General features: G+C 46.2%; 18 protein-coding genes. 3 read left to right on the top strand and 15 right to left on the bottom strand.

The features are described 5' to 3' along the window. Positions 1–238: 238 nt before the first annotated feature. A complete protein-coding gene (locus QF06_RS05530; protein ID WP_003232595.1) occupies positions 239–757 on the bottom strand; it encodes an acyl-CoA thioesterase in 519 nt (172 codons plus the stop codon). A 159-nt stretch (positions 758–916) separates the two neighbouring features. On the opposite strand from QF06_RS05530, the gene QF06_RS05525 reads away from it, so the two are divergent. Further along, complete coding sequence (locus tag QF06_RS05525; RefSeq protein WP_041850918.1) at positions 917–1,777, top strand: dimethylarginine dimethylaminohydrolase family protein; 861 nt, start codon at positions 917–919, stop codon at positions 1,775–1,777. Between the two features lie 89 nt (positions 1,778–1,866). Next, positions 1,867–2,916: a 6-phosphogluconolactonase gene (gene pgl, locus QF06_RS05520; protein WP_038829049.1), complete on the top strand. Its 1,050-nt coding sequence runs from the start codon at positions 1,867–1,869 to the stop codon at positions 2,914–2,916. A 43-nt stretch (positions 2,917–2,959) separates the two neighbouring features. Here the strand turns inward: pgl and QF06_RS05515 are convergent, their stop codons facing one another. From QF06_RS05515 to proG, 10 genes are all read right to left on the bottom strand, one after another. Next, positions 2,960–3,949, bottom strand: coding sequence for an ABC transporter ATP-binding protein (locus tag QF06_RS05515; protein ID WP_041850919.1), 990 nt, complete (start codon positions 3,947–3,949; stop codon positions 2,960–2,962). Between the two features lie 12 nt (positions 3,950–3,961). Continuing rightward, a complete protein-coding gene (gene eepC / locus QF06_RS05510; protein WP_041850920.1) occupies positions 3,962–4,852 on the bottom strand; it encodes a gamma-D-glutamyl-L-lysine dipeptidyl-peptidase in 891 nt (296 codons plus the stop codon). Beyond that, entirely contained in the window at positions 4,849–5,949 is a 1,101-nt protein-coding gene (gene ykfB / locus QF06_RS05505; RefSeq protein ID WP_038829053.1) for an L-Ala-D/L-Glu epimerase, read from the bottom strand. Before ykfB ends, eepC begins: the two co-directional genes overlap by 4 nt. Then, on the bottom strand, positions 5,946–6,905 hold the full coding sequence (locus QF06_RS05500) for a S66 peptidase family protein (protein WP_041850921.1): 960 nt from the start codon (positions 6,903–6,905) through the stop codon (positions 5,946–5,948). The genes ykfB and QF06_RS05500 overlap by 4 nt, the downstream gene beginning before the upstream one ends. A gap of 87 nt (positions 6,906–6,992) precedes the next feature. Next, complete coding sequence (gene dppE / locus QF06_RS05495; RefSeq protein WP_076457954.1) at positions 6,993–8,642, bottom strand: dipeptide ABC transporter substrate-binding protein DppE; 1,650 nt, start codon at positions 8,640–8,642, stop codon at positions 6,993–6,995. A gap of 2 nt (positions 8,643–8,644) precedes the next feature. Further along, positions 8,645–9,652 carry a dipeptide ABC transporter ATP-binding subunit DppD gene (dppD, locus tag QF06_RS05490; RefSeq protein ID WP_015715751.1) on the bottom strand — a complete coding sequence of 336 codons (1,008 nt, stop codon included), beginning with the start codon at positions 9,650–9,652 and terminating at the stop codon, positions 8,645–8,647. A gap of 4 nt (positions 9,653–9,656) precedes the next feature. Continuing rightward, positions 9,657–10,619, bottom strand: a complete 963-nt coding sequence (gene dppC, locus QF06_RS05485) for a dipeptide ABC transporter permease DppC (RefSeq protein WP_014476568.1) — start codon at positions 10,617–10,619, stop codon at positions 9,657–9,659. 5 nt (positions 10,620–10,624) lie between these two features. Then, positions 10,625–11,551: a dipeptide ABC transporter permease DppB gene (gene dppB / locus QF06_RS05480; protein WP_003245446.1), complete on the bottom strand. Its 927-nt coding sequence runs from the start codon at positions 11,549–11,551 to the stop codon at positions 10,625–10,627. A gap of 16 nt (positions 11,552–11,567) precedes the next feature. Further along, on the bottom strand, positions 11,568–12,392 hold the full coding sequence (dppA, locus tag QF06_RS05475; RefSeq protein ID WP_014479576.1) for a D-aminopeptidase DppA: 825 nt from the start codon (positions 12,390–12,392) through the stop codon (positions 11,568–11,570). Between the two features lie 128 nt (positions 12,393–12,520). Next, positions 12,521–13,339: a pyrroline-5-carboxylate reductase ProG gene (gene proG / locus QF06_RS05470; RefSeq protein WP_015715750.1), complete on the bottom strand. Its 819-nt coding sequence runs from the start codon at positions 13,337–13,339 to the stop codon at positions 12,521–12,523. Between the two features lie 168 nt (positions 13,340–13,507). On the opposite strand from proG, the gene htrA reads away from it, so the two are divergent. After that, positions 13,508–14,866 (top strand): serine protease HtrA, encoded by a 1,359-nt coding sequence (gene htrA, locus QF06_RS05465; protein ID WP_015715749.1) that lies wholly within the window; start codon positions 13,508–13,510, stop codon positions 14,864–14,866. A 517-nt stretch (positions 14,867–15,383) separates the two neighbouring features. Here the strand turns inward: htrA and QF06_RS05460 are convergent. The 4 genes from QF06_RS05460 to QF06_RS05450 form a co-directional block, all read right to left on the bottom strand. After that, a complete protein-coding gene (locus QF06_RS05460; protein WP_015715747.1) occupies positions 15,384–16,355 on the bottom strand; it encodes a glycosyltransferase family 2 protein in 972 nt (323 codons plus the stop codon). 11 nt (positions 16,356–16,366) lie between these two features. Continuing rightward, on the bottom strand, positions 16,367–18,535 hold the full coding sequence (locus tag QF06_RS05455) for a glycosyltransferase family 39 protein (RefSeq protein WP_041850923.1): 2,169 nt from the start codon (positions 18,533–18,535) through the stop codon (positions 16,367–16,369). Between the two features lie 7 nt (positions 18,536–18,542). Further along, complete coding sequence (locus tag QF06_RS21740; RefSeq protein WP_120363335.1) at positions 18,543–18,689, bottom strand: hypothetical protein; 147 nt, start codon at positions 18,687–18,689, stop codon at positions 18,543–18,545. A 100-nt stretch (positions 18,690–18,789) separates the two neighbouring features. Next, the gene (locus QF06_RS05450; RefSeq protein WP_041344800.1) at positions 18,790–19,740 is read right to left on the bottom strand and encodes a ring-cleaving dioxygenase; all 951 of its coding nucleotides are present in this window, start codon (positions 19,738–19,740) and stop codon (positions 18,790–18,792) included. Positions 19,741–19,756: the final 16 nt, after the last annotated feature.

The following is a 19,756-nucleotide window of genomic DNA, read 5'->3' as shown; positions in this document are numbered from 1 at the left end:
TGTATAAACAATCCTTTCGAAAAGATGTATTTAAAATATATCTTTAAAATACATGATCTTACGAATAAAAGATATATCTAAAATGAATCTTTAATAAAGTTGTCACAAAATTATCAATTTAACATGACATTTGTTGCTTTTTTATAGAATCCCCTAGCAAAAACGGACTAACCATTGTAATAATCACCATTGAAAAGTACAAAAAAAACCCAAAACAACTTATGTTTTGGGTTTAACGTCACCAAGGTTTATCAGTTCCGAGCGCATTTGCAAGCGCCTGGCTGTGTTTCTTGCGGTTCTTTCGTTCATTAGCGCGCTGTACTGCTGTATTATGAAGCATGATTTCTTCTTCTGTTTCCGGTACAACTCTCGGCACAGGCACCGGCTTGCCATTTGAATCTAATGCGACAAATGTCAAAAAGGATGTGGCAGCGAGTTCCCGTTCGCCAGTCATCAAATGCTCCTTAATGACTTTCACAAATACTTCCATGGAAGATGTGCCGACCCATGTCACATATGACTCTAGGCAGACAGAATCCTTTTGCCCGATCGGCTTTAAAAAATCTACAGAATCCATTGAAGCCGTTACGGTTTCACGTCTGCAATGGCGCGCCGCGGAAATAGAGGCAATGTCATCGATGTAGCTCATTAATTTTCCGCCAAACAGCGTATTATGGTTGTTCGTGTCAAGCGGGAACACCCTGCTGGTTTTCACAACCTTTGACTCTTTACAAAATCTTGTTTCCGGTGTTTCCATACCTTTCTCCCCTTTGATGTCTGATCTTTTAGCTAAATGCACTTATATTCTCCTATTAAACAATATTCTCTTCCATTTGTCTAAAATTTAAAATGGTTTAATGATTTTCATGATGAGGGAATAATAAATGTATTCTTCACACTTTAGGAGGAAAAACAAATGGACGTATCCATCCCGAAATCTCAGCACAAAACGGTATGCCGAACGGAATACGGCACACTTCAGAAAGTGATCTTATGCAAACCTGAGCACATGACCATAAAAGATGTTATAAACGAAACACAAAAACATTTTGAAGATGACAATATTCATGTAAAAACCGCTAACGACCAGCACAGCCGCTTAGTGGAGGCACTTAGGTCACACAACGTTGAGGTCATCCTTTTACCCGTTCGCGACGGGCTCCCAGAGCAGGTTTTTACTAGGGACATAGGATTTGTCATCGGAGAAAAAGCCTTTCTGTCAAGCATGACTGAACCGATTCGCCAAGGAGAAGAAGCCGTTATAAAAGATTTTTTTCACAGCCAAGGTATCTCTTACACCCGCATGCTTGATACGAGTATTGAAGGCGGAGACGTCATTATCGATGATGACATTGTCTATGTCGGAATCAGCCAGCGCACCGACATTTCAGCTATCGGCCAGCTGGAAGAGGCACTTCCTGAATATACGATCGTTCCAGTGAAGCTTCATGAAAAATTTTTGCATTTGGACTGCGTATTTAACATTGTATCTGAAAGCGAAGCGTTAATTTATCCACAGGCCATTGAGCCAGATGCAGCCGATATGCTGGCAAAACGTTATGATCTTATTGAGGTGCCCGAGGACGAACAATTTACGCTTGGCACCAACATCCTTTCAATCGGAAAAAAAACGATCATCAGTCTCCCTGGCAACCGCCATGTCAATCAACAGCTATCGAAAAGAGGCTATCACATTATCGAAATTGACCTGTCAGAAATTATTAAATCAGGCGGCTCCTTCAGGTGCTGCACAATGCCGCTGATTCGAGGCGAATGAAGAATCTTCCCCTTTTTCATGTTTTGAACAGCTTATTTTATCAAGATACGTTAATATAGAGGTGACATCATTTTTAAGGGGGAAATCGCATGACAAAATACATAGGATATGTCGGGACGTATACAAAAGGCGGAAGCGAAGGAATTTATTCATTTGAGCTTGATACTGAGAAAAAAGCACTCAGCGAGCCAAAGCTGGCCGCTAAGCTGGGCAACCCGACATATGTGGCGCCGAATAAAAACAACACCATCCTTTATTCCATCGAAAAAGCAGACGGCCAAGGCGGAGTTGCTGCCTATCAAATCGATAAAAACAGCGGCGAATTGACATTTCTGAATCATCAGTTAATTGATGGCCCTTCGCCATGCCACGTAAGCATTGATGATCAAAATCAATTCGTCCTGACTGCCAATTATCACAGCGGGAAGGTACACGTTTTTCCGGTTCAGGAAGACGGCAGCTTGCAATCACCTGTTTCAGAGGCCGCTCACACAGGAAAAGGGCCGCACGAAAGACAAGAAAAACCGCATACACACTACGCGGGGTTCACACCTGAACACAATTATGTGGTAGCGGTTGATTTAGGTATAGATAAGCTGTACACCTATAAGCTGAAAGACGGCGTGTTGACTGAATCCGGAAGCCATTCCTTCGCTCCCGGTGCAGGACCTCGCCATATCGCTTTTCATCCGAAAGAAAAATACGCTTATGTCATGACAGAATTAAGCAATGAAGTGATTGCGCTTGAATACAACCCGACAGCCGGCGAATTTAGAGAAATCCAAGTCGTTTCTGCCATCCCTGATGATTTTACAGATAACAGCCAGGGAAGCGCAATTCATGTCACGCAGGACGGACGTTTTGTTTATGTCGCAAACCGCGGCCATGACAGTATCGCCGTATTTGAAGTGAATCAATATTCAGGAGAGCTGGCTTTCGTAGAAAGAGTGTCGACAGAAGGAAACTGGCCTCGTGACTTTGTACTTGACCCAACGGAAGGGTTCCTCGTTGCTTCAAATGAAGAAACAGGCAACCTTGTCTTGTTTGAAAGAGACAAAGAAACCGGCCGATTGACACTCCTCCCATCAACGGTTTCTGTCCCTTACCCGGTTTGTGTAAAGTTTTTACATCAAGTATAAAACAAATGGAGTGGCTCTAGTAAAAAGGAGCCACTCTTTTTATTTATCTCACTTTTTCCTTCGTTTCAGCATTTCGATACAAATGGCAAGCGACAAAACGGCCGGGTTCAATTTCTTGAAGCTGGGGACGAGATTCTCCACATTCAGGCATCGCCTCCGGACAGCGGGTACGAAACACGCAGCCGCTTGGCGGATTGACCGGGCTCGCCAGCTCTCCTTTTAAGAGAATACGCTCACGCTTGTCCTCCAATTCAGGATCTGGAATCGGAATCGAGGACAAAAGCGCCTTTGTATAGGGATGGAGCGGTTCACGATACAAGGTGCCGCTCTCTGTAATTTCCATCATGTGTCCTAAGTACATAACACCGATCCTGTCACTGATATGCTTCACCATCGAAAGATCATGGGCAATGAATAAAAACGTAAGCCCTTTCTCTTTTTGAAGCCGCTTCAGCAGGTTGACCACCTGCGCTTGAACAGAGACATCAAGTGCAGAAATCGGTTCGTCCGCCACGATAAATTCAGGATTCAGCGACAGTGCTCTCGCAATCCCGATTCTTTGCCTTTGCCCGCCGCTGAATTCATGCGGATAACGGCTGCCAAAATCGGGGTGAAGCCCAACTGCCTCAAGCAGCTCGTCCACGACGAGAAGCCGCGCTTTATGGGTATTGTAGAGATTGTGAATCTCCATCGGCTCCAAAATAATTTCTCGAACGGTCATGCGCGGGTTAAGTGAAGCATAAGGGTCCTGAAAAATCATCTGCAGTTTGCGGTTGAAGGCAAACTGCTCTTTTTCACTCAGTGCATGAAGATTTGTGCCGCGGTATGTCACGCTTCCTTCTGTCGGCTGATAAAGGCGCATCAGCACTCTCCCCAAGGTTGATTTCCCGCACCCTGATTCCCCGACTAGCCCGAACGTTTCTCCTTCACGAATCTGAAAGGTGACCCCGTCGACGGCTTTGACTGTCCGCTTTTTCCCTGCGTCAAAATGCATTTTCAGCTGGCTGACCTCTAATAAAGGCAGTGGCGTCATTTGTCTCCCTCCTTATTCTGAAAAACAGCGGCGCACCGCACAAAGTTCTTTTTCATAGGTTGTGTCTTTTAATGTAATGATTTCGATTGATTTTCCTGTCTTTGGAGAATGAAGCATTTTCCCGCCGCCAACGGAGAGACCGACGTGATGAATCGCTCCTTTTCCTTCCTCATAAGCAAAAAACAGCAGGTCACCGGCTTTCATATCATCAAGCGGGACACCCTTCCCCGCCTTAGCCTGATCTCCCGCATCACGGGGGATGCTGTATCCATTTGCCTTAAATATACTGTACATAAATCCGGAGCAATCAAACCCAAACCCGCTGATCCCTCCCCACAGGTAGGGAAGGCCAAGGAAAAACGCACCCGTTTGAATGATGTCTTCAGCAGTCCCTTTCTGTTGGCTGACAGGCACTGCATCACTTTGCTTCACAAACCTTTCTCCCAAAACGGTCGAAACCTTAAAATATCCGTTTTCTTTTGCAATGAAGGGGAGAACCGTCAAAAAGCTTAATTCGATCTCCTTTTCCCCATTGCTTCTGTACAAAAAGGCAGCAGGTTTGCTGATCATCACATCGTGTTGTGAATGGATGGGCATAGATTTTGCCAGCTGGTACTTTTTCATCCAACCCGGGTATCCGCGCGGATCCTTTCGGGATGGCTGGCTAGGCACGATCACAGAAACCCATTCCCCCTGTTCCGCCGTCACAAGTACCTTTTCGCCAAAGAGAACCTGAGTTTGGATTACATTGTCTGTACATAATCCAAGCCGTTCATCATACGTCATGCGCTCCAGCCAGTCTCTGATCCTTACAGTCGGTTGAAGCATGAATTGATCAGACGGACGCGGTGAATCAGGCGCTGTCCAGATGTTGGCCACTGCTGATATGACAGTGTGCATCATTGCTCTTTTCCCCCTTTCAAAAGCGCAGTCCCGGTGATTCCGAGGCCCGGTTTGCCAGGCATCGAAATCGTGCTGCCGCTATATGTTATGCCGCCTTTGAATACATCTGTTTTCAGCATCAGCGGCGCGTCAAAATCAAAGCGTGTGATGTTTCTCTTGCTTGCCGCAAAATGCGCCGCGGCCGTAATGCCCAGCTTCGTTTCGATCATGCTGCCGACCATACACTCCACCCCGCAGGCCTCCGCCATGGCATTAATTTTCTCTGCTCCGCTGATGCCGCCCGCTTTCATCAATTTAATATTGATCAAGTCTGCGCTCCGGGTTTGCAGAACTTCGAACGCCTGGCGCGGTGTAAAAACACTTTCATCAGCCATAATCGGCGTATCTGTTGCATCTGTCACCTTTTTAAGCCCAGCGAGATCATCTTTATGGACAGGCTGCTCGACAAGCTCAATGCCTAGACCCGCATCCTCCATTTTCCGAATGGCAGTTACCGCTTCCTTCGGCGTCCACCCCTGATTAGCGTCTAAACGCAGTTTCACAGCTGATCCGACACGTTTTCTGATTTCCTGGATACGGGCAATATCTGTTGCAATATCATCTTTTCCGACCTTTATTTTCAGCGTTTGAAAGCCTTGTTTGAGATAATTCTCGGCATCAGCTGCCATCTCTTCAGGTGAGTTGACACTGACGGTATAATCTGTTTCCAGCGTATCTCGATATCCGCCAAGCATTTGATAAAGCGGCAGCCCGCACATCTGCGCCCAGCCGTCGTATAGCGCCATTTCTACAGCAGCCTTCGCGCTCATATTTCCTGTAAGAAGATGCTGGATGTCGTGCAGAATGGCCTCACAGCCGGACAGGCTTTTTCCAAGCAATGCCGGCTTCAACACATGGTGGATGGCACTTTCAATGCTATCCATGCTGTCTCCTGTAATCACTAACGTCGGGGGTGCTTCTCCCCATCCGACTGCACCGCTGTCATAAGTAATCCTTACTATGACTGATTCAGCCGTATACACAGTGCGAAGCGCGGTTTTAAACGGCTTTGTCAGCGGGACAGCGATTCGGCTTGTTTCGATTCGAATGATTTTCATGTCTTCAGCGCCCCTTCTGAAACGCCTGCCTCTATTACGACTGTTTTTTCTGCTGTATTCATAGCAGCTTTCGCACCGATCGGAACGGCAATACTTGGCGAGCAGTGGCCGATTTTAAATCCTCTCAGAGCAGGCCTGCCCGCAGAAATAATATAGTCTTCCAGCACCTGCTCAAGCGAGAGAGACTTCTCTCGCTTCATCGGGACACAATTGTGAAAATCACAAACTAGAATTCCCGCAGCGTCCGTCAGCTTCCCCGCCATTTTCAGCTGATTCAGCATCCGGTCGATTTGATAAGGCTCCTCGTCAATATCTTCAATAAACAGAAGCTTTCCTCTCGTATCAATTTCAAATGGCGTGCCCAGTGTAGACGTCAGCAAAGACAGATTTCCCCCGACAAGCTCGCCTTCCGCTTTTCCAGGAACAAGCGTGGTCAGCGGAGAAAGCTCTTCTGTATAGGTGAATTCCGTCTCCTGGAAGAGCTGCTTATATGACGCTTTTGTCAGCGGGTGAACGTCGTCAAGGCCAATATCCGAGCTGAGCATTGGGCCATGGAAGGTGACAAGACCTGTGTTTTGATGAATGGCAGTATGTAAAAACGTAATATCGCTGTATCCCCAAAAGATTTTAGGGTGTTTGCGGATCAAGCTGAAATCAATGCTCGCGGCGATACGTCCTGTCCCAAAACCCCCGCATGCGCACAACACTGCTTTTACCTCCTCGTCTCTGAACATCTCATGGAGATCCGCCAGCCGCTCATCATCCTGTCCCGCTAAATAGCCGTGCTGGTTTTTCAGCGCCTTGCCCAGCTTTACCTGAAGACCGAGCTCTTCTAAAAATAAAAGCGCGGTGTCAAGCTTTTTTGGATCCGGCGGACTTGCGGGCGCGATCACTCCGACTGTATCACCCTTTTTCAGCGCTTTCGGCTTGTAATTCAACGAAAACACTCCTTTCATTTGCTCTGCACCCTACGTATACGTGCAAGAAAGAGAAAAAATACCGCTCCTTCGCATAAAGAAGCAGTATTTCCTCAATCACCGCCATCAGTTTTTATCTGCCCATTTTAAATCGATATAGCCGACAGGGTGACGGACAATTCCTTTTACTTGTTCATTTTGCAGGTGAACCTGATTATAAAAATAAACCGGAATGATCGGCGCTTCATTGATGAGCAGCTCTTCAGCTTGATGCATAAGAGAGTACCGTGTTTTTTCATCGGCTTCATTTTTCGCCTGTTTGATCAGCTGATCGTATTCTTTATTGGCCCAGCCTGTGCGGTTCATCGAATTTCCCGTTTGAAAGGCTTCCAGAAAACTGATAGGGTCCGCGTAATCAGGCAAAAATGAGCTTTGAGAGAATTGGAATTTCAGCGCTTTTTGATCCTCTAAAAATACGTTCCATTCCATATTGGCCAGCTTTACATCGACTCCAAGGCTATTTTTCAATTTTTGCTGAATAGCTTCGGCAATCTTTTTATGCTCCGGCTTTGTGCTGTAAGTAAGCGTGATCGCAGGAAGCTTATTATAGTTTTCTTCCTTCATGCCCTTTTCGAGCAGCTGCTTCGCTTTGCTTTCGTTAGGCTTGATCAGGTCTCCGCCTGCTTCACGGAAATCTTTGCCGTCAGGCTGCGTAAACCCAGGCGATACAAAGGCGCGCGCCGGTTTTTCATTATTTTTCGTGACATACTTTACAATTTCCTCTTGATCCACAGCCATCGCAAAGGCTTTTCTGATGTTTTCATTTTGAAACGGCTCCATGTTGACATTAAATCGATAGAAATAGAGACCCGCCTGGTCAACAATATTGACGTTATCCTGATCAAGCAGCTGATCACTCAGCTCAGCAGGGACATAAGCGGTATCAAGTTCCCCTGATTGAAACATCTGGTAATCTGTATTTCTGTCACTGACCATCGCCCATTTCACCTTATCAAGTTTCACTGTATCTTTATCCCAATACGTGTCGCTTTTCTCCATTGTGATGCTGTCATCATGCTTCCATTCCGTCAGCTTAAACGGGCCGTTTCCGACAAATGTATCCGCCTCAGCAAACCACTTTGGATTGTCTTTATCGACCTTTTCATTTACCGGAAAATACGCAGGATTGGACACAACGCTCAGAAAATATTTTTGCGGTGCTTCCAGTGTAACTTCAAGGGTTCGATCATCCTTTGCCGTCACCTTCACATCATCTTTTTTCCCTTTCCCGCTGTTATATGCTTCGCCGCCTTCAATAAAATAACCTAGGAATGCCGATGAAGCGCCTTTTTTCGGATCAAGCATCCGCTTCCACGCGTATTCGAAGTCTCCGGCTGTTACAGGATCTCCGTTTGTCCATTTCGCATTTTCCCGAATCGTAAATGTGTAGGTTTTATTATCTTTCGAAACAGACCATTTCTCCGCCATTGCCGGCTCGGGCTCATGATCTTTGCCAAGACGCGTCAGCCCCTCCATGATGTTATTTAACGGCTGCCATGACACATTATTAAAGCCGATCGGCGGATCGAATGAAGTCGGTTCATTTTCATTATTTACATACAGCACCTTTTCTCCGCTGGTTTTTGCCTTATCATGACTGCCTTCTTTTCCGGCCTGTTCATTTGCTGTGCACCCCATCAGCGCAAACGAAAGTCCTAATGCAAGACCCATGCCCCATAGCTTTTTCACTCGTTTCATCCTCTTCCCCCTTTTCATGTTCAATCCTTCGCATCCCCTGACAGCACCGCATGCTCTGCTCGTTGATCCTGCAGCCAGCAGTTGACGGTGTGCGAGTCAGATCTGATCGTCTGGCCCGGGTACACCCTGTCACACACAACCATCCTGTTCGGACAGCGGGCGGCAAACGGGCAGCCCGGCGGAGGCGAAAATAAATCCGGCGGCGTTCCGTCGATTGGGATCAGCTCAGCGCCATCTAAATCCAGCCGCGGAACAGAAGCCAGCAGTCCTTTTGTATAAGGGTGCTGCGGCTGATAAAAAATATCTTTTCTCGTGCCGATTTCCGCGATTTTCCCCGCATACATGACTGCGACTCTGTCAGCTACCTGGGCAACGACCCCTAAATCATGTGTAATCAGAATGACAGACACATTCGTTTTTCTCTGAATCTCTTTAAACAGCTCTAAAATCTGTGCCTGAATGGTTACATCCAGGGCGGTGGTCGGTTCATCCGCAATTAAGATGTCAGGCTCGCAAATCAGCGCCATCGCAATGACAATCCGCTGTCTCATGCCGCCGCTGAATTGGTGGGGATATTGCTTTAGGCGCTCTTCGGGATCTGGAATACCAACCAATGACAGCATGGAAAGCACCTCTTTCCGTGCCGCTTTTTTGCTCATTTTTTTGTGGCGCAATAGCGCTTCCCCCAGCTGGTCGCCGACAGTCAGCGTAGGGTTTAACGCCGTCATCGGGTCTTGAAAAATCATAGAAATGTCGGCTCCCCTGATACCTCTCATTTCTTTGTCAGAGAGACGGCAAAGGTCTTTGTTTTTAAATAGAATGCTGCCGTCTGTCACCTTCGCCGAATAAGGCGGAAGCAGGCCCATGATGCTTTGGGAGGTAACGCTTTTGCCGCAGCCGGATTCGCCGACGATCGCAAAGGTTTCTCCTTGATACAAATCAAAGCTCACCCCTCTGACCGCCTGAACCGTCCCGCCGTAAGTCGTAAAAGACACGTGCAGATTTTGGACTGACAGAACTTTTTCCATACAGCTACCTCCTCAGCTTAGGGTCAAGCGCATCCTGCAATCCGTCCCCCAGCACATTAAACGCGTACATCGTCAGAGATATGAAAAAGGCCGGAAAAAACAGGCGCCACCAATGCCCAGATAAAATCGTAGGCAGGCCGTCATTCGCCATCACGCCCCAACTTGCAAACGGAGCCTGTATGCCGAGGCCGAGAAAGCTTAAAAATGATTCTGCGAATATGGCGGCAGGTACGGTTAATGTCATTTGTACGATGATCGCCCCCATAGTATTCGGCAGCAAATTCTTTCGGATGATGCGAAAGGTTTTCGCGCCAAAGGTTTTCGAGGCGAGTACATATTCATAATTTTTAATCTGAAGCACCTGGCCTCTTACAATTCTCGCCATGCCGACCCACCCGGTCACAGTCAGCGCCACAATAATAGTGCCCAGTCCCGGTCCCATGAGCACCATCAGCAAAATGACAACAAGCAGGTACGGCAGGCCGTACAGCACTTCGATAATCCGCATCATAATGCTGTCAATCCTGCCGCCTTTATAGCCGGCAACGCCTCCGTAAATGACACCGATCAAAAAATCAATCAGTGCTGCCATCACGCCGACAAACAACGAGATTCTCGCGCCATACCATGTTCGGGTAAACACATCCCGGCCGAGTTCATCGGTGCCGAACCAATGATCGGCTGAGGGCGGAAGATTTTGTTCTGTCAGCGATTGGCGTACGACACTATGGGGCGATAAAAAGGGCCCGATAACTGCCATGACAAAAAGAAATAAAAGAATAAAGAGTCCGGCCATCGCTAATTTATTTTTTTTCAGCCTCCTCCAGGCATCCTGCGTGTATGATAAACTCGGCCGCTTGACCGAATCGGCTTCCCGATTTTTTTCCTGATTCGAGACAAACCACTCATCAGGCACCTGATTGTGCTGTTCTGGCTGGCGTTCATCCGTTTGTACAGGGAGATTCACACGCTTCACCCTTTCTTATGCAGTTTAATGCGCGGGTCTAAGAGACCGTAGGCCAAATCGACCAAAAACAGCATGATAATCAGAATGACGCTGTAAAAAACGGTCGTTCCCATAATCACGGGATAGTCCCGCTGATTAATGCTTTCAACAAAATATTTTCCCATTCCCGGAATGGCAAAGATTTTTTCAATGACAAAGCTTCCTGTTAAGATGCTGGCGACGAGTGTGCCCAGGACGGTAATGACGGGCATGAGTGCATTTCTGAGTGCGTGTTTTACGATAATTTTGAACGGAGAAAGCCCTTTTGCTTTTGCTGTGCGGATATAATCCTGTGTCAGAACTTCAACCATGCTCGAGCGTGTCAGCCTGGCAATGATCGCCATTGGCCCTACAGCAAGCGCTGCGGTCGGAAGCACCATATGAATCGGGCTCGTCCATGTCGCAGCGGGAAATAGTTTGAGATTGACAGCAAATTGCTGAATGAGCAATGTTGCCAGAATAAAATTCGGGATGGAGATGCCGAGTACTGCAAGACTCATCGCAGCGTAGTCCAAAAAGCCATTGCGGCGGAGTGCAGCGATTACGCCCAGCACCAGCCCAGAAATCACAGCAATGACAATCGCTGTCATCCCAAGCTCAAAGGAAACGGGAAATCCGCGTTCCAGCATATCATTTACACTGTCCGACGGTTTTTTAATTGAAGGTCCGAAATCGAATGTAATGATGGATTTTAAGTAGAAAATGTATTGGAAAATGAGAGGATCGTCTAAGTGATAGTAGGCTTCAAGATTTTTTTGAACGGCTTCATTTGTGCCTCTCTCCTCGTTAAAAGGAGATCCGGGAATGACCTTCATGAGAACAAAAGTCAGGGTGGTAATCACCAAAATCGTAGCTGCCATTGCCCAAAAACGCTTTATCATGTATCGCGCCAAAGCCTAAAACACCCCTTTAGCAGAATGATGTCCGCATCGCAAGCTCAGTCATGACAAGCATCGCCTGATAGGCTTCAAGCATGTCCTTCGCCTGAAATTGAACGGTTGTAGTTCCCGTCTTGATTTCCGTTCCCGGCATCAGATTCGCCCATTCTGCTTGGCCATAATTGGCGAATTCAATGCTCAGAACTGGCCTGTCAGGCGGGGTGAGCGGCTTGACTTTGTCCTTGTTTTGCAGGGCAAACGCGGTTTTTTCTGTCAACAGCCGTCCGGCTTTCGCAGGGGACAAGCACTTCACTGCGGATCTTGAAATGGTTTGTTTGACTGCGGCTGTCGTCACGTTCGGGATAAGCTCTTCCGCTTCCTTCGCCGCCCGGTCATCCCCGGCTACCATTAATACCGGGACATCATAATAACCGGCAACGTATGCATTTAATCCAAGCTCACCGACAGGCCGATCGTTTATGTAAAAATGACGGACGCCGAAAATCATGCTGTGTGACATGACACCGGGAGTCGAGGCTCTCGCATGATAACCGAGAAACAAAGCGCCTGTAAACGTATCATCCAGTCCCTCCACCATTGAAAATGGTTTGACGTCACCAGAAATCAAGTCTGCTTCAGGGTGAAGCTTTTCAACCATCAGATTATTCATCTTCGAATGGCTGTCATTGACCAGCACCTCGGTACACCCGCTGTTAAACGCTTCAGCAATACAGTAGTTTGCTTCTTCAGTCATGATAAGCCGTCCGCGTTCATAATTCCGCTTGCCGGAATCCACAAAGGTATCGTCCGGAAGACCCGAAATACCTTCCATATCTACTGACATGTACAATTTCATAACGCTCCTCCTTTTTTACTAAATTATGAATATTCTAACAAATTATATTAAAAAAAGAGGAAAAATGCAATATAACTGGGGAAAATCTCAACCACTCAGTGATAAAAAAAGAATCCTCTTTCAAGGATTCATATCTGTTTACCAACCTGTTCTGTAAGCAGTTCATATTTTTTCAGGGTTCTTTCAAACACCTCATCAAAAACGTCCGGCACAGAGGCGCGTATCACCTCAGCTCCCTCTCCCGTTATTCCGCCTTTGGTTGCGACACGTTCCAGCGTCTCCTCGAAAGACATATTTTTTTCGATCAGCATCTTGCCAGTTCCGTATAGCGAATGAATCAGAAAATCAAAGGCTTCTTCTTTGGACAGACTGCTGTTTCTGACGGCAGACAGTGCCAGTTCTTCGAAGATTGCAGCTATGAATCCCGGTGCCGAGCTCGTTAAATTGCTGGCCGCATCAACATTCGATTCTTTGATTTCTCGTACACGGCTGAAAACCGATAACAATTCATTCAGATGCTCTTTCTTCTCCGCAGCCAGTGCTTCACTGTGAACGACAAGTGAGATGCCAGCTTCTGCTTCGGACGTAATGGCAGGAATAACACGTGAGATACCCGCTTCTGTTTCTGCCTCCAAAAGACGCAGCGGCACACCGGCAGCTATGGATACGATGTGAGTATTTCTGTTCACATACGGGTGCAGACGGCGCATTGTTTCGATGACATGGAGCGGCGGGACGCATATCAAAATCAATTGGCACGTATTTGCCCAATTCTCCAACGGATCAGCCGATACGTTTGGATAATCTGACATGAGTGCCCGCAGCCGCTCCCCCTTCGTTCTCGTCTCAATAAATAGCTCATTCTCTTTTATTTGTTCATGTTTCAACAGCTGTCTGGCGATCATATCCGCCATGCTGCCATATCCAATCAATCCAATCTGTTCCATCGACTCAGTCCTTTCATATACAATATGAAGTGTACCGTTTTCCGCACTTTTTCACAATTTCCCATAATCTTTTCATTTTTATCCCACAGTTTTTGTTTATGATAAACTCAAGTCATAAACCTATCAATATAAATAGACATGTGAAAATAGAGAAACGGAGTGAACATGATGGATAACTATCGTGATGAAAACAGAACGAAAGGTAATGAGAATGAGGTCTTTTTAACGAAAGAGAACGATCAGAGCACCTCCTACTCGGCCCGCAATGTCATTCATGATCAGGAGAAGAAAAAACGAGGATTCGGATGGTTCAGACCGTTGCTTGGCGGAGTGATCGGCGGCAGTCTTGCCCTTGGCATTTACACGTTTACACCGCTTGGCGACCATGATTCTCAGGACACTGCAAAACAATCATCCAGCCAGCAGCAAACGCAATCTGTTACAGCAACAAGCACCTCCTCTGAATCTAAAAAAAGCTCATCAAGCTCAAGCAGCTCATCTGCATTCAAGAGCGAGGACTCTTCTAAAATCTCAGATATGGTAGAAGACCTTTCACCAGCGATTGTCGGCATTACAAATCTTCAGGCACAATCAAACAGCTCTTTGTTCGGCTCTAGTTCTTCTAATTCCAGCGAAGATACAGAAAGCGGTTCAGGGTCAGGTGTCATTTTCAAAAAAGAGAATGGCAAGGCTTATATCATTACAAATAACCATGTCGTAGAAGGGGCATCATCACTGAAGGTATCTTTATATGACGGCACTGAGGTTACTGCAAAGCTGGTAGGCAGTGACTCGTTAACTGATTTAGCCGTCCTCCAAATCAGTGATGACCACGTCACAAAAGTGGCAAACTTCGGTGATTCATCTGATCTCAGAACAGGCGAGACCGTTATTGCGATTGGGGATCCGCTTGGAAAAGATCTGTCCCGCACAGTAACACAAGGAATTGTTAGCGGCGTGGACAGAACGGTTTCAATGTCTACATCAGCCGGCGAAACGAGCATTAACGTCATTCAGACAGACGCAGCAATTAATCCAGGTAACAGCGGCGGTCCTTTGTTAAATACAGACGGCAAAATTGTCGGCATTAACAGTATGAAAATCAGTGAGGATGATGTTGAGGGTATCGGATTTGCCATTCCAAGCAATGACGTAAAACCGATTGCTGAAGAACTGCTTTCTAAAGGACAAATTGAACGTCCATATATCGGTGTCAGCATGCTTGATCTGGAACAAGTGCCGCAAAATTACCAAGAAGGCACACTCGGCCTGTTCGGCAGCCAGCTGAATAAAGGTGTTTACATCCGTGAGGTCGCTTCAGGCTCTCCTGCTGAAAAGGCCGGATTAAAAGCGGAGGATATTATCATCGGCCTAAAAGGTAAAGAAATTGATACAGGCAGTGAATTGCGCAATATCTTATATAAAGACGCAAAGATCGGTGATACCGTTGAAGTGAAAATTCTCCGAAACGGCAAAGAAATGACGAAAAAAATTAAACTGGATCAAAAAGAAGAGAAAACTTCGTAAGACATAATGCCTCAGGCCGCAAAAGCGGTCTGAGGCTTTTTATTAGATAAAAGACCTAATTGTTCTATGAAACTTTCTGACGAGATATCCGTATATCATACAGATTGACATCATTCTCATCAGATGCTAGAAACATCGTTTGCTAGGAGGCATGAACATGAAAACCGTGGGACTGAGTATGATCTGCGCAGGATTGGCTTTTCTTTTGCTGAGCTTTCTTCTATCTGAATCGACGTTGACGTGGGGAATTGTATTGGGTACCAGTATTCTATTAAACATAACTGGTACGGCTCTAATCATGCGTTTCTGAAAAGCCCCCCAATATAACAGCTGACTTGCAGCAAAGCCGATGACGAAATCTTTAAGTTTTGCTGTTTTTATTTCGGCATGACTGAACCGCAGTACAAGCTCACAATCTCTTCTTTACCCAATCTCCATATATCTATCTGCATCTTTTGCTTTAGATCGTGCGCAGTGCATAAAAACCCCCTGTCCGTAACGGACAGGGGGTTTAAGGTTATGACATATGCTGGTCTCTATAGAGTCTTTTATTTTCAATTCCATACGATTTTTGGACGATGTAAAGCGGCCTGTCTTTGGCTTCATCGTAGATTCTGCCGATATATTCGCCGATCACGCCCAAAATCAGAAGGACAATGCCGCTGAACAGGAGCTGGATCACAATAAGTGATGACCAGCCGGTAATCGTGCTGTCTGTGAATAGCTTCAGATACAGCACGATAAACATATACAGAAATCCAGCACCTGACATTAAAATCCCCGCATAGCTTGCCAGCTTCAGCGGTTTATGTGAAAATGTCGTGATGCCGTCCATTGACAGCTTCAGCATTTTCTTGAGCGGGTACTTTGTTTCTCCGGCGAGCCTTTCATCACGTACATACTCGACCGCTGTCTGTTTAAAGCCCACCCAGCTGACTAGCCCTCTGACAAATGGATTTTTTTCTTTTAATCTCTTCATTTCATCACAGACTTTTCTGTCCATGAGACGAAAATCCCCCGTATCAATCGGGATATCAATATCTGTCATACCGCTGAGAAGCCGGTAAAACATAGCCGCGGTTTGTTTTTTGAAAAAGGTTTCCCCTTTTCGTTTAGTCCGCACGGCGTACACGACCTCATAGCCTTCCTTCCACTTTTCAATCATATCTAAAATCAGTTCAGGAGGGTCCTGCAAATCGGCGTCAATGACGACGATTGCATTCCCCTGTGCATAATCCATACCCGCCGTAATGGCGATCTGATGTCCAAAATTCCTTGAAAAATCAATAATTTTCACTCTCGGATCGATCAGGCTGTGCTCTCTTAAAATCTCAATACTGCGGTCTTTGCTGCCATCGTTGACAAAAAGCAGCTCGTAGTTTTCCTTCGTTTGATCCATGACCTCTTTTAAGCGCTGATAGGTTTCATGAATGACAAGCTCTTCATTATACACAGGTACAACAATTGAATATTGAATATGTCTGCTCATGTTTTTGCCTCCTATTCATCAGCATGTAGTTCGTATAATGTTGCTGACTGATTCATTCCGCCAGGTCCGCCCATTTTTCCGTTTTTACCTGAAGCCTTGCTGCTTGATGTATCAGCTGAATCAGTATTTTCTGTTTTTTGATCAGAACTTGATTGCCATTTTTCTGATGCTACTTCTTTTCCATTTTTCTCAACCCATTCAACAATGTCATTGTTTCCGCCTCTTCCCATTCCAGAAGCCAAGAAGTATTTCACTTTTCCTTCTTTTACAAGCTTTTTGAATTGAGTCAGCGTGATCGCCGGGTCAGAACCGCTGAATCCGCCAATAGCCATGACAGCTTTTTTCGTTTTAATGATATATGGTGCCGCTGTGTTCGAATCGGTTGTGGCGAATAGGTATTCAGCTCCGGAGTTATTCTCCTCTAGATATTTGATCAGTTTTTCATTTACAGTCGCATCAGACATTCCCATGCCTTTTCCGCTCATTGATGCGAGCTGAGGGCCTGTTTCAGGCAGTGAGCTGTTGCCTCCGTACAGAAGTGGTGTACTTGCCCAATAAATCGGCATCACCAACAATGCGAGGAGAGCTGCAAGTGAAATATAATAACTGAACGGTTTTTGGCGCTGTTTAAACAGCAGCAAAGCAATCGCTGACAACACGCCGATAACACCTACACCGATGCTCCAGCCTGCACCGATTTGATCGTTGTAGTTTCTGAGAATAAACAATTCAAATCCAGTTGTCGCAATAATTGCTCCTGGCAAAAGCCATGCTTTCCAGCCTGTCTGATTGCGATACAGATGAACAAGGGCGACCCATCCCGCACCGACAAGAGCAGCAATCGGAGGCGCCAGCATAATGAGATAATAATGGTGGAAAAATTCTGCGACACTGAAGAATCCGGCAATCGGTACAAGCCACGCAACCCAGAACACCGTTTCCTTCTGCTCTATAGATAATCTTCTTCTTTCTCTCGCGCCTGCGATCAGTAAGCCTGCGATTCCAAATATCGCAAATGGCAGAAGCCAGCTGATTTGATCAGATAACTCTGTTTGGAAAAGCCGCAGTGGACCAGGTGTTCCCGTTCCAAACATCCCTGAACCTGATTGCATTTTCGAACCGGTTCCTGTACCGCCTTTCCCTCCGTCTCCGCCAGGTCCGCCTTGGCCGCCATCTCCGCCGCTTGGAGGGCCTCCTTGACCGCCGCTTGGCATTTCTCCTCCGCTTGGCATTTGGCCATTGGATGGAGGTGCCGTCATATTGCCATTTGAGGATTTACCATCATTTGATGAGCTGCTGCTTGATGACTGATTAGGCGGTGCTTGAGTGTTATCAGAAGAAGACATTTCTTTTGAAGCGTCTTTGTTTGGCGCACCCTGGACGCCGCCTGAATTTTGGCCTGTCAGCCGCTGGATTCCGTTATAGCCGAAAGCCAATTCCAAAACAGAGTTGGTTTGGCTGCTTCCGATATAAGGCCGCTTGCTTGCAGGGATATTGTCGACAATGAGCGGCCACGATAACGAAACGGCTGCTAATACGGCTAACGCACTTACCAGCGAAATGATTTTTTTCTTCACCGCGGCATTTGCCGCAATCAAATAGAACAATAGGAAGGCCGGTAAAATCATGTAAGCCTGCAGCATTTTTGTATTAAAACCTACTCCAACAACGAAAAATGCTGCTAACAGCCAGATCAGCTTTCCTTTTCTGATCGCTTTAAAGAGAAGCCATGTAGCAAGCAATAAGAAAAATACCAGTAATGCATCAACATTGTTTGTACGTGCTACAGCTACAGCAATCGGTGTACATGCCATGATGAAAGAGGCAATTCTTGCTGCTGTCTTACCGAATGTCGGTTTTATTAACAGATACATTAAAAGGACAGAACCTACACCAGCAAGTGCCTGAGGCAGGATGACGCTCCAGCCGTGCATACCGAATATAAGTGCGCTGATGGTTTGTATCTGGAACGTAATAGGCGGTTTATCAACCGTTATAAACCCCGCCGCGTCGAATGAGGCATAGAAAAAATTATGAAAGCTTTGCATCATACTTGTGACTGCAGCGGTGTAATAAGGATTCACCGTATCATCATTCCAGATGTTATAGATATTTAAGAATGCAGATGCGAGCAAAATGAGGATGAGGAAAATATCCAGCTCGCGTTTTTTCTTTTCCACGTGTTTTTCACTCCTTTTTGTCTAACTTGGGAATAGTGTAACAAGCAAATATGAATAAACTATTAATAAACAAAGACAATATTTTTGCCGAGGTCATTCCATACCAATCACCCATATTTGCAAAGGGTTTTAAGCCATTTCTCCCAATCAGCATCTGATATTTCCTCCCTAATAAGGCATGCTGTTTAGGTCAAAATTAATTATGGTAATAAAAAAAGCCCTCCGGCGGCGCCGGAAGGCAAATGAATCACAATTTATTGGATCGGTTTCAATTTCGCTTCAATTTCTGCTCTTCGATGCTCTAGATATGGCGGAAGAGCAATCGTTTGGCCAAGCTCGTCAAGATTTTCATCTACCATAAAGCCCGGTCCGTCCGTTGATAACTCGAACAAAATGCCGTTCGGTTCTCTGAAATACAGCGCCTTGAAATAGTAGCGCTCCACAATGCCGGAATTGCTAAAGCCTTCGCGGCTGATGATCCGGTGCCACCCGGCAAGTTCTTCTTCATCTCTTACCCGAAATGCGACATGGTGAACACTCCCTTTGCCTTGACGCTCGCGCGGAAGATCGTTTCTTTCTATTAAATGGATTTCCGTTGCAGCACCGCCTTCTCCTGATTCCAGAATAACGGCGGTTCCTTGCCCTTCGACTGGTTCACGGCTGATTTCTGTAAATCCAAGAATATTCGTCAATACGTGTAAGGTTGGTTCAGCATATGGCACAGTCAGTTCAATCGGCCCTAACCCGCGAAACGAAAATTCTTCCGGAATGCCGCTCTGTTTAACAGGCAGGCCATATCCTTTTCCTTCCTCATCAGCAGTCAGCACAAGTCGCTGCCCTTCATGATCTTGAAATGCCAATATGTCACGTCCAGCTCTTTTGGATATACCGCTGTGCGTTACTTGCTGCTCTTCAAAACGTTCTTTCCAGTAATGCAGGGCTTCTGTGCTTGGAACGCGCAATCCAATAGAAGAAATACTGTTTGTTCCCGCATGAAACGGTGCAATGCGGGGAATCTCGAAAAACGTCAGCTCAGTTCCCGGGTTTGCCACTTCATCTCCGTAGAACAGATGGTACATTGTCGGTTCATCCTGATTGACGGATTTTTTCACGAGCTTTAATCCTAATACTTTCTTATAGAAATCCAAGTTTTTTTGTGCGTCGGCCGTTAATGCCGATACGTGGTGAATGCCGTTAACTTTCATATGCTGTCCCTCCAGG

Origin of the sequence: Bacillus sp. YP1, from assembly GCF_000877815.1 — a bacterium.
GTDB lineage: Bacteria > Bacillota > Bacilli > Bacillales > Bacillaceae > Bacillus > Bacillus subtilis.
This window is presented reverse-complemented; position numbering and strand designations above follow the sequence as displayed.